Consider the following 15,275-nt stretch of genomic DNA (forward strand, 5'->3'; position numbering starts at 1 on the left):
TTTTATCATGATTACTTTTATCATACAAGTCTTACTACGATACCGCCTTAATTCTTCTAATCTATCAACTTGTATATCGTATCCTCTTCCTTCTTAACTCTCGCCGTTATCTTATTCAGAATCGTGTTAGCATCCCTAGCGAAGGAAGCTTTTGCTTCTAATAGCTTGGGCTTTGTATTATACTTTTCTTTAAACTCTGTAAATTCCTTCGCAAGTCCGCCCATTTCATCGATATAAGACTCTATGGCAAACCCGGTATTTCCTTTTGCCAACAAACTTGGATAGAGATATTTATCCTCCATCGTCAAGTGGATATTCAACTTTCCTGCAAGCGTATTAATATGCTTCGCAATTTCACCCGCTTCTTCCTCCGAAATATCAGAAGATGCCTTCGATTGAAGAAATTGTATTTCTTCCGCAATGTTTTCATGTTGTTCTAAATAACTCTTAAGATTCATTCGCTGAACCCTCCTTCGTAGGAATAATATGGTCATGATTCTACCACATTTTTCTATTCGTTACCACAGGATTTTTCCTTCTTATTTTTTTATTTATAATCTTACTATTTATTTTATTTTCTTCATTTTATTTTAACAATTTATAAAATAAAATTTTCCGCTAAGGTGGATCCATGCCATAGCCCTCTCATAATTATAGTTATTTTTCATATAATATAATTTTTTTGCGCCAACCAGCAAACTAATAAAATAGCTGTAAGATCAGATAAATCACAGGTTGGTGAAGAAGATAAATAATCAGAGAATGTCTGCCCATAAATGAGAACATCTTCCCCCTGCTTCTTTGGAGAAACGGCTGTCTTAAAAATTCACGCTGCTTCGCATACCGATAGATAAAATATCCTGTCACAAATAAAAAAAACCATGGGAAAAAGGAAAAATAGTCGATAGAGAAAAACTGCCTGTCCGTAAATCCAAGAAAGGTCATGCCATTTCCTTTTTCATACCATTCTTTTGGCAGTTCAGCCAAAACCCAGTTGCCAATTCCCAAATATCCCGAATTGATTCTTTTCATCACAACAAAAAGCAAAAAAGATAGTATAACGCCTACTTTAGATGGAATTCGTCGTAAAACCGGATAAAGCGGAATCATAACGAGCATACAACTCCCTAATAACGTCAGCACACCGAATACAACTCTCTGCTGCGGGGTCGCAATTAAAGTTATTGCTGTCACTAACAGCCCTGCGCCAAATACAATAACTCCCCGCCTTAACCTGTGTCTTCCCATCGGCCAACAAAATCCTGATAAAGCAATAAAAGTCCAGCAAATGCTCTGCTGCCATATATAGGCCGCTTCCGAACGAAACCAAGCCCAATCCCATCCTGCAATATAGACCAGATCCCAGGCTGTATGATATAAAATCATACTGATTAACGTCATTCCCCGTAAATAATCCAGATATCCATATCTCGTACCGCTTTGCTGTTTTTTGCCCATTTATTAGCTCCTGTTCTTACGTTTCTTTATTTCTTTTCGTGCTTTCCTGATTGATTGTGATTGTATAAGAATCCAAGCAGCAAGTCAACTACTCAAAAAGCCAATATCGCAAAATGCTTACTTCGAGGATAAAATGCGTATCTCGGGGATAAATCATGTACAAAAATTATATTTTTATTTAAAATACAGTCAATAGCTTTACTCATAACATATAATTCTTACAATTTATTTTTTGTATAAGGTTTGATAAGTATATTTTGTATTACAGCATGTATTTTTCAACGATTTCAAAATATGAAAGCGCGCAGTTGGAATTGTTGCAAAAATAAAATGAGGAGACGCAAAACAAACTTGAGTAGGTAATTGTGAAACACCCAAAAGATACTCGATATGAATCGACATTTTAGTCATTTCTATGTTTCTCAGGCACCTATCAAACCAAACAGTAAAAGGAGAAGAAAAAATGAAGGAAATGAAAAAGACAAAGAAATTGAACAAGAATAGTAATGTTATGAAAAATACTATCAGAGCGTATGCATGTGCTTGTGAAACACATGGTTGTAACGAATCGTGGCAAGACTACGGGATGCGAGTGAATACCAGAGGAGCAGGACGTCAAGTATAATGATACTACTTCTGCCAAACAGATAAACGTATCTAATACAACATAGTTAAGAATAAGGATATTTGTTTTTACAAATATCCTTATTCTATATAAATTTATAGGAGGCCATCGGATGAACCCTATTTATAAGACATTTTCAACGTTAAAAGGATTCTACGTTTATGATAGAGGTACCAATTCCATTATTAACCTACAAAAAGAAGAATTTGATCAATTGAATAAATATGATAATGAAACAATTATACAATTTAGGGAAAAGGGCTATTTGGAGGATAATACTATTGAAAAAATATGGCATTCTGACATGAATTATCTTGAATATTACCTTCGAGATAGTCTAGAGCATCTCACCATACAATTAACACAAAATTGTAATCTAAGATGCAGTTATTGTCCTTATACTGGAGGATATGATAATAGAAGGCATTTTAACAAAGCCACTTCTATAGAGACAATACAAAAAGGAATTGACTATCTATTCACTCATTCTCAAAATACAACACAACTTTCAATTGGATTTTATGGGGGTGAACCATTGTTGGAAATCCCTTTGCTTAAGAAAGCCGTTGCATACATAGAAGAAATAAAAGAGGGAAGAAATGTTTACCTCACTCTGACCACCAATGGAACTTTACTATCGGATGATAATGTGGAATATCTTATAAAAAAAGATATCCATGTTCTTCTTAGTCTGGATGGCGCAAAGGAATATCATGATGCTAACAGAGTATTTCCTAATGGTAAAGGTTCCTTTGATGTTATTATGGAAAAACTCCGCCATCTAAAGCAACAGTATCCGGCGTTTTTTTCCAAACTTATGATCAACTCTGTTATCAGCACCAACAATGATCTTTCCTGTACTAACGATTTTTTTAATGCAAATCATGTTTTGGAAGAATTGAACGTAAACATGAATACGATAAATGAAAACAACTCTAAAACTATCATACAATATGATGAAAATTTTAAAATAATAGATGATTTCGAAACATGTAAATCATATCTATATATGATCGGAAAGATTTCTCAGAGGCATGTGTCAAAGTTATATAAATTGAATGAGGGGAAAATATACAGTACATATAAAATACTAAAACCTTATAAAATGCAAAAAAAGGAATCTCATCCTGGCGGCCCATGTCTTCCTGGAGTTACCCGCCTCTTTATGGATGTGAATGGATATTTCTATCCTTGCGAAAGGATTAGTGAAACATCTGAAATCATGCGAATCGGTCATATTAATCAAGGAATTGACCTGAAAAAAGCAAAATATCTGCTTAATGTAGGTTCCGTCACAGAAGAAGAGTGTAAAAATTGTTTTGCATTTAATTTTTGCAAAGCTTGTTGCGCATGTGCTGATGGAAATACAGAACTATCAAGGGAAAAGAAACTTACTTATTGTGACGGTATCCGATATATGGCATTAGAAGACATGAAGCTAATTACAATGCTTGAAGAATTTAACTATAAATTTACCACATCAGCATATAAATGAGGATAAATATGAATAAAAAATTAATGATATACCCTTTTAACAAACGCGTAAATTCAATTGCCAAATATGCCCAATTATTAGAAAATTACATATTAATTGCAGCAGTATCTCCCAAAAGCTATGGATATGAGGGAAAAGATATTTCTTGCATAGACGGTAGTTCATTTGTCGGTATCACAATTACTTCTGCTTTTCAGGAAAGTCTTGAGAAATGTGACAGCGTCCTTTTTTCTGCTAGTACTTTTCTTATAGATTTGAGTTATTATGAGGAGCGGATACAAGAGGCTTTTAACTATAACAAAGAAGTATTAATTACAAAGGAATTAGCAGAGAATTTTATCCTTAACAAAAAAAATATTCCATCTAATGTGAAAGTACTTGGAGACAATCCCCCTGGCAAAAAAATATCATATACCGAAATAAAACATATTCAAGAGATTCCTGTTCCAGTTATGACAATTTTTCAAATAGGAGAATTTTGTAACGGTTTTGATACTCAACTACTGATAACCAAAAGATTTGAGGAAGAGGGCTATCGAGTAAGCAAAATCAGTTCCTGCCCACTCGGCAGCATATTCGGTATGCATATGCTGCCAGATTATATCTACCAATCAAATATGACTTACGAAGATAAAATTGTTAGCTTTAATCATTTTCTTATTTCCATTATTGATGAGGAGCAGCCCGATATCCTTCTATTGCAAATTGAAGAAGCCATTCTACCATATAATGATAAAGTTACTAATCACTTTGGAGTAATTCCTGAAATCGTTGCTCATGCTGCCCAAGCAGATATAGGTATATTGAGTCTTTACTATAATGATTTCTATGACAAAGAATATCTTGACCATTTAAGAGCCTTTTGCAGATATACGCTGAATATAGAAATAAATTACATTAATATGGCAAATACAACTATGTCAATTCAGGAATTTGATATAATGAAGCCCATACATTATGTCCTCGTTGATTGGAATATAGTAATCCACTCTATTTCCTCTGATTATAAAAACTATGACTGCCTATTTTTTAACACTTACGATTTAAGCAGTGTGGATACTGTATATTATGATATAATAAATCATCTTTCACAAAATAAAGAAACCGTTAGAATCTGGTAGAAAGGATACATATATGATAGATAAAAAGACGATAATACACCAGCTTAAAGATGTAATATATAATTTATTGCAGATAACGATTTCTGATGAAAACACTAATTTATTTAGTAATAAGATTGATATTTCTCCGGTAAATATGGTTTATTTATTACTAGAGATGGAGAAAGAATTTTCCATTACAATAAATGATCAATTTTTTGACGAACTTCCCTGTATTACTATCAATCATCTAGCAGATGCCATATGTATTTGTACCGAAACAAATATATCATAAATTATAAAAATATGGGAGAACAATTTAGAAATGAAAAAGATATCAAACAAATGTTATGTATTTTGCCCTATCCTACTAATAGCATTTCTTTTGTATGGATGTGGAGCCAGTAACAGCGAGGTTGGTAACCAAAATGGAACTATCATTACACAGGAAGATGTCTTATATGTAACTCAAGATATCCCTCTACCGGCGTATTCTTCTTTTGATGGAGCCTATTCCAATGGAAATGACTTATACTATGCAGCCGCTGAATTCAATGAAAGTTCCCAAACATTTCAGACCTCATTCTATTCCTTAAAACAAGGAGATGCGGACCCCCAGATGAACTTCTCTTTAGCAGAAAATCAAAGAGTACAGAGTATGACTATGGACTCTGAAGGAAATATTTATTACCTTGGTTATGAAGAGCCTTCATTGAAAAATTCAGAAAGTCCAGCGTCTACTGGCACCATGCTTTACAAGTCAGATCCTAAGGGAATGCCCATTCTAGAATTAAATCTGTCAGAATATACCAAGGGACAGGATCAAACCATGGTTCAAGATTTATCTGTAGATGGAGAAAGCCGCATTGTACTGTGCGACTCCAACCAAAATATCTACATGCTTAATCAAAATGGTGAATTGTTGTTTGAAGTCAGAGCAGACGGTCGGATTTATGACTTATGCAACAGCAATGGAAAGGTTCTAGTTGTCCACAGCAGCATGGATGGTATGGAGGTCAGAGAAGTAGATATTGATGGCAAAAAACTGTCCTCAAAGTTAATAAGTGGTATCCCTGGAACGCAGTTTCATATGACGGCCGGAAGTAATGGTAACCTGTTGATCGCTTCCGAAGAAAGTGTTTATCAGTATATGTTTGAAACTAGAGAGACTCTCAAAAAGTTCGACTGGCAAACCCATGATTTTACCGGAATCATAACCGGTATGTTATTACCCTATGGAGAAAATGGCATTTTGGTTATCAATCAAGATTATGCTGCTATCCCGATGAAGGCAAAAGCCACGGTCTTTCGAGTAGCCACTGAAGGAGAAACCATGGTAGAGGGAAAGAAAGTAATTACTCTGGGAATAACTGATAAACTCAAATGGGTACGCGGAGATGCCATTGCCAATTTTAATAAGATTAATCCAAATTACAAGATTGAGATCAAAAATTATCAAGGGGATTACACTCGCCTTAACACAGAGCTAATAGCGGGCAATGGTCCTGACATCCTGGCACTACCCTCCTACCGTGCGAACCTCCTCGCCGAAAAAGGAGTTCTGGAAGACTTGAATCCTTATTTCGATGAAGACGAGACCATTAACCGCAGTGACTACTACGAAAATGTCCTAAAGGCTTTTGAGGAAGAAGGACATCTATATGTCATGCCAATTACTTTTCGAATCAGTACGATGGTTGGAAAGAACTCGTTTTTAGGCGGACGAGAGGGCTGGACTCTGGAGGAGTTTATCTCCTTTGCGGAAAATTGCCCGGAAGGAACACCTCTCTTTGATAATACCTCTAAAAGCGGTGTAATGCGCTTACTAAAATATGCCAATTCCCGACAATTGGTGGATATGAAAAATACAGAAAACCCTCTCAATCGAGAGTTACTTATAAAGATGCTTACCTTTGCCAATCAGTATGACAGTGATGAACGGTATGTGCAAGAAATTAATATGCTCAACCATAAGATTCTAAATGGACAGGTAATGCTCCCTGATGTGATTATTGTGACAGCATATGATTATTTTGGATACTCCTGCATGTTTGGAGAACCGGTGACCTTCATCGGATATCCAACGGAAGACGGGAACGGAAGTTTGATTATTTCCGACAATACCTATTCCATCAATTCAGACAGCGAATACAAGGATGTTGCATGGGAATTTATCAGTACATTATTATCTGACAAGGGGCAAGAAATTATGAGATTTGGTGATGTTCCGCTAAAAAAAGATAAGTGGAGTCTTGTCACACATGCAATCAGCTGGACTGAAAACAGCATTGTTAGGTCAGCATCAATGATTGGCGATAGTGATGATAGCACTAATGACATTGCATACTATTTTCCTGCCGGTAGTAAGGCAAGCAGCGAAGATGCTCAGAGAATTTTGGATTTAATACAAAATGCCGATACAGCAGTACACATATCTCCAGACATCGATAAAATTATTCAAGAAGAAGCTGTTTTTTATTTCAATGGTACTAAGCCAATAGAAGAAGTGGTAGATGTTATTGAGAACAGAATCAGAACCTATGTTAACGAAATGCAATAATGCTATATTCTTTTCAATATATAAGCCTTATCAATTTAGCAAAAGTTATCACAGTTATTTAGGGAGGAGAGACCTTGAGATGAAAATACAAGTAAATAGTTCTTATGCTATTCATTATATTTCATTTGTAATGCTATTCCTGTGCGGATGTGGAAACGAGAATCTTTCAGTAATCAACCAAAAAGAAACTATTATTAAGCAGGAAGAAATCAGCTATATGACTCAAGATATTTCCTTACCGGAATATGACTCTTTAGATGGAGCCTATTCCGATGGGAGCACCCTTTATTATGCTGCAACGGGATTCGAACAAACCTCTCAACAAAATAGAACCACATTCTATTCTTTAAAAGAGGGAGATTCTATTCCCGAAATACTCTTTTCTCTACCTGAAAATCAAAGCGTTACAACGATAACCATGGATGAAAACAAAAATATCTATTACCTTGGGCACGATGTAAGCAAACCTAATGATGACCATCCCATACTTTACAAGGTTGATTTAAAAGGCACGCTGCTGCTCACGTTAAGTCTATCAGAATATATCAAGGAACAGGAACAAGCCGTAATCCAGGGTATAGCCGTAGATGGCGAAAACTATATGGTACTGTTTGATTCCAACCAAAATATTTTTATATTTAATCCAAACGGAGAACTCCTATTTAAGGATAGAATGCCTGATATCATCTATAACATATGCAGCAACAATGGAAAAATATTTGTAGGATATCGTAGTAGCAATGGGATGTCCATTAAAGAAATTGATATTCCCGGAAGAAAACTTACCGCAAAATTAGAGCATATTGTTCCTGGTGATAAATTCTATATGACTTCTGGCTCAGGAAAAAATCTATTAATTTCTTCAGCGGAAAGTCTTTATGAGTATTCTTTGGAAGAGGAATCACTTGTTAAAAAATTTGATTGGCAGACTTATGATTTTGCTGGTATTTCTGCTGGTATTTTGCTTCCTCTGAATACAAACGGTATATTAGCAATCAGCCGTAACTATAGTGCTGTTCCAATGAAAGTAGAGGTAGTTGCTTTTCGGGAAGCATCTGAGGGAGAAATTGCCCTTCCTGAAAAGCTAGTACTTACACTTGGAACGCTCTCTTCTCTCCCATCAGGCCTCAACGCTGAAATTGTTTATTTTAATAAAAATAACCCCGAGTATAAAATCGAGGTAATAAACTATGAAGAGGATTTTATGCGACTCAACACTGAAATCATGGCTGGAAATGGCCCGGATTTTCTCTCAATGCCTTTCGATAGGATAGCCTCTTTTGCAACAAGAGGTGTCGTAGAGGATTTAAATCCCTATTTCGATGAAGATAAAACTCTTAACCGCAGTGATTTTCTGGAAAATATTCTAAATGCATTTGAGACAGATGGATTTCTCTATGGAATCCCTGCTATTAAATTTAGGATTTATACACTTGTCGGAAAATCATCACTTCTGGAAAATAAATCCAGTTGGGATTTAGACGAATTAATTGCTTTTACCAAGAACTTTTCAGAAGAAACGGATGTTTTTGATTCTACCTCTAAAAGTGGCGTTTTGCGTCTAATTAAAACTGCTTATACCAATCAGCTGGTAAACATAGATGATACCATTACCCCTCTTAATTGCGAATTGCTTATAAAAATGCTTTTGTTTGCTAATCAATATGCAAACGATGACCAATATATTTATGATGCCAATTTATCTGGCAAAATCATGGGAGAGCAACTAATACTCCCAGATATTATCGTAACATCAGGTCATGATTTTTTTGGTTGTTCCAGCTTATTTGGCGAACCCGTTACTTATATCGGATACCCCACTGTGGAGGGAAATGGAAATCTGATAGTTTCCTCTCAAACCTTCGCCATAAACTCCGGTAGTAAATACAAAGACATCTCGTGGAAGTTTATTAGTACTCTCCTATCGAAAGAATCCCAAATGAGAATGGAAAAAAACTATACAACAATGGGATTTCACCTTAGAAAAGAAGCCTTGGAAGAACATTTTTCATATATTAAGAAAAATGCCAGCGGCTATGCTATGTGTCTTCTTATCAGCGATCACTACACTGCCATCAAATTCAATCTTGGAGATGTAAAAGAGGAACACATTGATCAGATTCGTTCCTTAATTCAAAATGCAGATACTACACTGATAACTTTACCTGATATCGATAAGATTATAGAAGGAGAAGCTATTTTCTATTTCAACGGTACCAAACCTGTAGAAGAAGTTGTTGATGTTATCGAGAATAGAGTCAGAACCTATGTTAACGAAATGAAATAAGGCTATCTTATCACTTTATTTGTTATGAGAAATAGGTATATAAATTATATGCTATCCTTGAAAGTCGTCATTTCACAAGAACTTCAATCTATTCATAAGCAACATGAGAGGGAATGCTAACATGAGTTTCCCATTATAATAAGCGACCAATTTATTGACTCGCTTCCTGCCATAACCATCAATCATTTGGCAGATGCAATTTGTATACATTCTAAGTAGTAATAAATTAAAACTCATAAAGGAGAATCCGAAAAATGAAAAGGAAATTTATTAATTATTATATACTATATTGCATTTTAGCGGTAACGATATTCCTATGTGGGTGCGAAAACAGAATCGGCACTGCCGATAATCAAAAAGATGATGGAATAAAAGCCGAGGAAACCACTTATTTAGCCCAACCACTTTCTCTTCCAGAATATGCCTCTTTAGATGGAGCATATTCTGACGGGAATAACTTACATTATGCCGCTGCTAAATTGGATCAGACTTCTCAAAAATATGAAACTGCTTTCTACATCTTGAAAGAAGGAGAAAAAGAACCTAAGATGCTTTTCCTTTTACCAGAAAACCAAAGGGTTTTTAAAATGACCATGGATAAGGATGAGAACATTTATTATCTTGGCTATGAAGAATTTTCATCTGATGACGATAATCTGACGATATCTGACATTATTCTTTATAAGTTGGACCAACGCGGAACTCCCCTTCTGGTTCTGGATTTAACAAATTATATGGGAGGAGTTGATCAATCCATGGTTCAAGGAATTGCAGTGGATGGAGAAAAGCGTATTATTCTATTTGCTTCTAATCAAAATATCTATGTATTTGATTCGAGTGGCAGTCTATTGTTTAAAGTCAAAGCAGATGGCAGGATTTACGATATATGTTGCAGTAACGGTAAGATATTTGCCGCATATGACGGCATCGATGGAATTGAAATTAAGGTGGTCGATATCCTCAATAAAAAACTCTCATCCAAATTGGCTCAAACTATACCAGGAAATCAATTTCACATGGTATCAGATAGTAATGAAAATCTTCTAATGGCTACTGAAAACAGCGTTTATACTTATAATCTGGAAACAGAAGAAATAATTAAGAAATTCGATTGGCAAACCTATGATTCCACAGGAATTACTGCCGGGATCCTACTGCCGTTCAGAGAAAAAGGAGTCCTAGCAATCAATCGTGACTATACCTCTTTTCCGATGAAGGTAGAAGCAACATTCTTCAAGGAGGCTGTTGAAGGAGAAAGCATTATACCGGAAAAAACTGTTCTTACTCTCGGTACAGATTATTCTCTTTCCAACGCCATGAATCAAGGTATTGTAGCATTTAACCATTCCAATTCTGATTATAAAATTGAGATAAAGATTTATAATGAAAATTATGCTCAACTCAATACTGAAATCATAGCCGGTAACGGACCCGATATTTTAGTTCTATCTTTTGATAAAATTGACCAGCTTTCTGCAAAAAATGTTCTGGAAGATTTGAATCCTTACTTTAGTGAGGATGTGACTTTGGATCGAGATGACTTCTTGGAAAATATACTCAATTCCTTCGAGACCGATGGACACATCTATGGAATGCCTTTTAGCTTTAATATCGATACACTTGTAGGAAAAACCTCGATTCTGAAGGATAAGTCAAGTTGGAATCTGGATGAATTGATTGCCTTTACAGAAAGTTTCCCGAAAGGAACAGATATTTTTGTTGACACTTCCAAAAGTGGGGTTTTCCATTTACTTAAAACTGCTTATACCAGTCAATTAGTGGATATGAATAATATGGAAATCCCTCTTAATCGAGAGTTGCTTATAAAGATGCTTACTTTTGCCAATCGGTATGAAGACGACGAACGATATACTTATAACGGTCTCTTGGATATAAGGGCTATGGACGGCCAATTGATATTGCTAGATACTAATGTATTTAGCGGAATTACTTATCGAGCTTGTTCAGATAGCGTATTCGGAGAACCTGTAACTTTCATCGGATATCCCACTGTACAAGGAAATGGCAACTTGATTAACTGTGAATGGGCTCTAGCCATTAATTCTAGTAGTAAATACAAAGATACCGCCTGGACATTGATCAGTATGCTCCTATCGGAGGAAATACAGGCAAAAATTGAACGAGACTTAGGATCTATGGGATTTCCAATCAGAAAAGATTCTTTAGAAGAGCATTTCATACATGTGGCAGAATGGGAATATAATGATTTTCTCATTAATTACAATTTTTTACGCCAAAGCGGAAAGCCGGCCATCGAGGAAGAAATTGAGCCTATTCGCAACCTGATCCAAAGTGCGGATACAGCATTCCGTTCATCACCTGATATCGATAAGATTATCGAGGAGGAATCTATCTTCTATTTCAATGGCACCAAACCAGTAGAAGAAGTTGTCAATGTTATTGAAAATAGGATCAGAACCTATGTAAACGAAAACAACTAACACCATTCGAACAGCAAAACTTCTCTTTATATGACATATGGCTTAACATTTTCAATCTACTACCCTATTGCAGAAAAAGGGTAGTAGATTTGATTATGTTCTAACAGCCATATTGACCATCTCTGCAAAACTCGGATTTCCATTATACAATTCTTCATAAGTTCCGCTTACAATGCCTTCCTGATTGATTAACACAATATTATCCACATCTTTCAAAATCTCCTGTTTATGCGTGACTACAATTACTGTTTTTTCTTTCAGTCTGGTATGAAGCAAATTATTAATCTGCATTTCTGAATATACGTCAGTATTAGATGTCGCCTCATCTAAAATAATAATGGGTTTATCATGAATTAATGCCCGCGCCATCGCAATCTTTTGTTTCTGTCCTCCTGACAGCCATGAACCATTCTGCCCCACTAAATAGTCTAACGATACTTCCTCTATATAATCCTTTAATCCGCTATCGATGACTGCCTGCATAATTTTATCTTCGCTCACCTCTTTATATAAGCAAATATTATTACGGATCGTATCATCAAATAAATATATTTGCTGACTTACTATCGATATCATTTCCCGATACTCCTGCAAGGCAAAAGATAGGATATTCTTATCCCCTAGTAAAATTTGACCCGAGTCAGGAATATACATCCGCGTAAGCAATCCTATGATGGTGGATTTCCCTGAACCATTTTTACCGATCAAAGCTGTCTTACTTCCCTTTTCAAATATTACATTTACATGATTTAAAATCGGCTTATCTTGTATGTAAGAAAAACTAACATTCCGTAATTTTAAATCATCAAATTCAGGGGATACAGAAGCGTTGCCTTCTTCAAACTCTTCCGGTAACTCCATAAATTTATAGAACCGTTTTGTAGAAGGGAGAATCCCTGATAGCATATATCCAATATTTAAGATACCTGAAATCGGACTGGTCACGTAGGTGCTATAGGTAATAAAAGCAAAAACACTTCCTACAGACAATTGCAGGTCAAATACCAGATTAGCCCCCATAATATACAACACCATAATCAAAAGCTGAATCATCAGGGTATCCACGGAAAGATTGTAAACTCCCAGTATATTCATCCTTTTTTTCTGATGGATTACTTTTTTCTGCCTGTTCTCAAACTCCTGCTTCTTTACACCTGCAAGATTAAAAAGCTTAATCTCATGAATTCCCCCAATCGTATCCCCAAACCATTTCGCATAACCCTGAGCTTCTTTGATGAATTGATCCATATATGATTTTCTTTTTTTTACAAGGTATTTCATAAAGAAATATTTACAAGGAATATAAAGAAGTACCAATAAAGTAAGCTTGCCATTAATAATAAATAAACCTATGATACCTCCGGTGATGCTAAAGATTTGAGTTATAATGAAAAAAGTGGCTCCATCAGTAATGGAAACCATACGCATAATATCTGTATCCAGATTATTGAAAATCTCGGTATAATTTTTTCCGGTAAAATAATCCGTTTTTAATTTTACCAAATGCTGAAAAGCCTTCTCCATCAAGGAATATTCCATTTTAGCAGAAATATCCGTTCGCTTTTTTTCCTTTATCAGATCAATAACGGCATTAATAACAGGGAGAATCGCTGATAATACAACTAATTGAATCAATAGCTGCTTATTTCCTCCGATGAATCCATAATCCATAATATTCCTACTCAGCAAAGGGATACAGAGATTAAGACCGGTACTGACAATTAGACAAGCAAATATAATACAAATTGTTTTTTTATAATCTCCTAAAAGCCTAACCAGATTTTTCACTGCATCCTTATCGCTCATTTTCATTCCCCCAATACTTCCCTGATTTTTCGAAAAATTGTTTGTATATATTCAGTATCTATTTCTGGAGAACGGACATCTCCTACAGCGATATCTTCATATAGGAACAAAGTTCGATATCCGATTTCACATCGCTCCAATGTAATTTTTAAATCTATTTTATCCTGCAGACATAACTTTTGCTTTCCAAAATATAATGGTGAACCAATCAGAACGGCATCATTTTGCTTATAATGGGTCTGCCAGTAAATAAAACGATACAAAGAAGATATGTATTTCTCTTCAAGAACTTCTTCCGGTATATATTCCAGATCATACAATACACTTTCTGCACAAAAGCTAATAGTATATAGATAATAACCGCCCTTACCAAAGCTTTTCTTTAGCTGAGAGAGCAGGAACATTTCATCAATCTCATCTTTCCATTCGCATAAAATAACAGGAATCTTTAATTCATGCTCCATTTCCGCTTCTATTTCAATATGTTCTCTATTCAGAATTTGTTTCAGTCGATTTTCAGAACTCCAAAAAAACTTATTAGTGTTCGGTTGTTTTACCTTTTCTTTACCTAAATAAATAATATTTTTATTATTGAAAGAACCCCCCTCTACTTTGGATAAATCATCAATCACAACAGTATCAATCGAATGGATAACATCCGCATGTCTCATTTCTTCTACTGCTTTTTCATCTACAGCATTGAAATAATATTCCGCCCGGCTTTTTCTTCCTGTTGTTTTAATCAAGGCATTATGAATCCAATCCGGTTCTTCATATACGGGAGAAAGATATACCTTATGTTCTTCAATTATAGATGCTAAAGCCAGTTTAGCTATATATATATTAATCATAGGCTTTTCCATCGCCAGCTTGCCAATGAGCGCTGTAATATATGGGGCCGCATAACTATTACTTTTCTGTGCTGTTATTTTCTTTTCTCCGCTTATCAACTCCTGCTCTCCCGGAACCAATACATCAATTCCAAGATGCCCATTTCCTGTAAAGTCATTATATGCATCACGGTCTATCGCCACTCCAATCACATGAGATAGAGCTGCCGGGTAAGATACATATCCACTGTTTGCAGTTGCTGCAATGACGATCAATCCTTTCACCGCATATTCATTGATTAAAGTTCTTATTTGATTTCTGTCTTGAAAATGCATGGAGCCGAGACTTACATTTAAGATATTGATTTGATTCTGCAGACACCATTCCATTGCCGGTCGAAGCTTAGTAAGCAGCCCTGTCCCCTTTTCATCTAAGACCTTCACGCTGCTTAAATTACCCTCCGGAAAATACTTTTCAATAATCTGGGCACAGGTAGTTCCATGCAAAAAGCTTACATGCTCCACATCGCTATTATCAGGAATACAGTCTCCATCCTCTGTTATAAGAACCTTATATTCCAGAGGTTTTTTCAAAAAAACTTCATCAACCCCATTATCAACAATGGCAATCCTAACGTCAGGCAATCCCTAC

10 protein-coding genes are annotated in these 15,275 nt (G+C 35.5%); 6 read left to right on the forward strand and 4 right to left on the reverse strand.

Going from position 1 to position 15,275, the window contains the following annotated elements; translation table 11 throughout:
* Positions 1–56: 56 nt before the first annotated feature.
* Entirely contained in the window at positions 57–458 is a 402-nt protein-coding gene (locus RBB56_RS01795) for a hemerythrin domain-containing protein (protein ID WP_306720702.1), read from the reverse strand.
* A gap of 241 nt (positions 459–699) precedes the next feature.
* Positions 700–1,458 carry a heparan-alpha-glucosaminide N-acetyltransferase domain-containing protein gene (locus RBB56_RS01800; protein ID WP_306720703.1) on the reverse strand — a complete coding sequence of 253 codons (759 nt, stop codon included), beginning with the start codon at positions 1,456–1,458 and terminating at the stop codon, positions 700–702.
* A gap of 737 nt (positions 1,459–2,195) precedes the next feature.
* Between RBB56_RS01800 and ccpM the strand changes: the two genes are divergently transcribed.
* The 6 genes from ccpM to RBB56_RS01830 all read left to right on the forward strand — a co-directional run bounded on the left by ccpM (position 2,196) and on the right by RBB56_RS01830 (position 11,987).
* On the forward strand, positions 2,196–3,578 hold the full coding sequence (ccpM, locus tag RBB56_RS01805; protein ID WP_306720704.1) for a Cys-rich peptide radical SAM maturase CcpM: 1,383 nt from the start codon (positions 2,196–2,198) through the stop codon (positions 3,576–3,578).
* Between the two features lie 8 nt (positions 3,579–3,586).
* Positions 3,587–4,699 carry a TIGR04066 family peptide maturation system protein gene (locus tag RBB56_RS01810; protein WP_306720705.1) on the forward strand — a complete coding sequence of 371 codons (1,113 nt, stop codon included), beginning with the start codon at positions 3,587–3,589 and terminating at the stop codon, positions 4,697–4,699.
* Positions 4,700–4,712: 13 nt separating this feature from the next.
* Positions 4,713–4,973: a hypothetical protein gene (locus RBB56_RS01815; RefSeq protein WP_306720706.1), complete on the forward strand. Its 261-nt coding sequence runs from the start codon at positions 4,713–4,715 to the stop codon at positions 4,971–4,973.
* Positions 4,974–5,003: 30 nt separating this feature from the next.
* Positions 5,004–7,238, forward strand: a complete 2,235-nt coding sequence (locus RBB56_RS01820) for an extracellular solute-binding protein (RefSeq protein WP_306720707.1) — start codon at positions 5,004–5,006, stop codon at positions 7,236–7,238.
* Between the two features lie 79 nt (positions 7,239–7,317).
* Positions 7,318–9,525, forward strand: a complete 2,208-nt coding sequence (locus tag RBB56_RS01825; protein ID WP_306720708.1) for an ABC transporter substrate-binding protein — start codon at positions 7,318–7,320, stop codon at positions 9,523–9,525.
* A gap of 254 nt (positions 9,526–9,779) precedes the next feature.
* A complete protein-coding gene (locus tag RBB56_RS01830) occupies positions 9,780–11,987 on the forward strand; it encodes an ABC transporter substrate-binding protein (protein WP_306720709.1) in 2,208 nt (735 codons plus the stop codon).
* A 93-nt stretch (positions 11,988–12,080) separates the two neighbouring features.
* Here the strand turns inward: RBB56_RS01830 and RBB56_RS01835 are convergent, their stop codons facing one another.
* Both RBB56_RS01835 and RBB56_RS01840 read right to left on the reverse strand, forming a co-directional pair.
* Entirely contained in the window at positions 12,081–13,793 is a 1,713-nt protein-coding gene (locus RBB56_RS01835) for an ABC transporter ATP-binding protein (protein ID WP_306720710.1), read from the reverse strand.
* A gap of 2 nt (positions 13,794–13,795) precedes the next feature.
* The gene (locus RBB56_RS01840) at positions 13,796–15,217 is read right to left on the reverse strand and encodes a S8 family serine peptidase (RefSeq protein WP_306720711.1); all 1,422 of its coding nucleotides are present in this window, start codon (positions 15,215–15,217) and stop codon (positions 13,796–13,798) included.
* Positions 15,218–15,275: the final 58 nt, after the last annotated feature.

Source organism: Kineothrix sp. MB12-C1, assembly GCF_030863805.1.
GTDB lineage: Bacteria > Bacillota > Clostridia > Lachnospirales > Lachnospiraceae > Kineothrix.